This window comes from Devosia psychrophila (assembly GCF_000971275.1).
Classification (GTDB): Bacteria; Pseudomonadota; Alphaproteobacteria; order Rhizobiales; family Devosiaceae; genus Devosia; species Devosia psychrophila.
In genome coordinates, this window is the sequence record NZ_LAPV01000189.1 from 1 (window position 1) to 1,400 (window position 1,400).

The 1,400-nt window shown below is 58.3% G+C and carries 2 protein-coding genes; both read left to right on the forward strand.

The window, feature by feature from the left end:
• Positions 1-14: 14 nt before the first annotated feature.
• Positions 15-770 (forward strand): CBASS oligonucleotide cyclase, encoded by a 756-nt coding sequence (locus tag WH91_RS19865; protein WP_248305832.1) that lies wholly within the window; start codon positions 15-17, stop codon positions 768-770.
• A 1-nt stretch (position 771) separates the two neighbouring features.
• Positions 772-1,272 carry an HORMA-1 domain-containing protein gene (locus WH91_RS19870; protein ID WP_046172760.1) on the forward strand — a complete coding sequence of 167 codons (501 nt, stop codon included), beginning with the start codon at positions 772-774 and terminating at the stop codon, positions 1,270-1,272.
• Positions 1,273-1,400 lie beyond the last annotated feature (128 nt).

Sequence of the window (1,400 nt, forward strand, 5' to 3'; positions counted from 1 at the left end):
TGAAATATACGTCCTTGCGCAAGACCGCGTTGGAGCCCGTCGATGTGGATGTGGTTTTCTACATTTCGGGCCGCGACGCGGCCAAGGAAACTCTCGATAGCCTCAGTGAGACGATCTACGAACTCTTGATCAAGATCTACCCCACCAAGGCGGTCGACGACTTCCAGATTCAGCGGAAGGCGGCAACGGTGCAGTTCGTCGGTTCCGGGCTCAGCGTCGATATCGTGCCAGTGATCGAAGATGAGGCCCGTCCCAATTACGGGTGGCAGTACGATGTTAACGACGGCACGAAGATGCAGACCTGTGCCCCCTGCCAAATTCAGTTCGTGCGGGACAGGAAAAACCAGGACAGTGACTTTCGAACGCTGGTCAGGCTCGCCAAGAAATGGCGCAACTACGCGGAGCTCAAGCCGCTCAAGTCCTTCACCATCGAACTGATCGCGGCCCATGTCCTCGCAACCGAAGGCAAGGCGGGGTCGGTCGAGCAGCGCTTCCGCGATTTTCTGCAGTACATCGCGCGATCGGGGCTGAATGATCGCATCAGCTTCCCCGAAAACACCCTTCCTCTCGGCGTCTTCGCTGATCCCGTCGTGATCATCGATCCAGTCTACAGTTTGAACAACGTAGCAAGCCGTATCTCTGAAGCAGAGCGCGTGCAGATCGTTGCCGCTGCCCAAGAGGCTTGGGAAACGGCGACCTTCGCATCCGTCGAGGACGACAATGCCGTCTGGAAAGAACTGTTCGGACCGGGTTTCAAGGTGGAGGATTGAAATGAGCCAGACCCGGACCGCCTCGGCTTCGGCCACCTACACCACAGTCGATGTCGAAAACGTGGTTCGCCGCGTCAAGACCGATCTGATCATGATTGCCGAAAGCACCGGAGCTTGGACCGCCTCCAAGACAGCGGACTACGCCCACGACATCGAAGTGCTGGCTAAAGCCGGCTACCTTGCCTGGGTCGACGTGACGCTGCTGCAGAATGGCAACGAGCTCAAGGCCACGCGTTTCCATGTCGACGAAGAGTCGGGCTCGCTGACCGCAAGTCGCCCCGGCGGTGTGCTCTGGCCCCGTGTCCCCGGCGCCAATCTCAGGATCATCATCAGCTACACCGACGCTTACACAGTGGCCGCCCGAGAAGCGACAAATGGCAAGTTGAAGATCGGTTGGACCACGAGTTTCGACGACACCAGTCACTCGTGCCTCTCTTCCGCCGGCGGAAGGAACTACGTGAGCAATGCCTATGGCATGCAGAGAAAGGATTGGGCGGCATGAGCCACTCAAACATCTTTGATCGCGAGACGCCCCTCCCGACCCAGGTGTGACTCGACCGGGAAAAGACCTTGTTGGGCTGACTGTTCGGTTCTGGTCTGGTGCCCTATCGGCTGTGGAAGTCGTTAATG

What these genes read in the sequence shown, in the direction of transcription:
- WH91_RS19870 (WP_046172760.1), top strand. Translation starts at nt 772, where the DNA reads ATGAGCCAGACCCGGACCGCCTCGGCTTCGGCCACCTACACCACAGTC.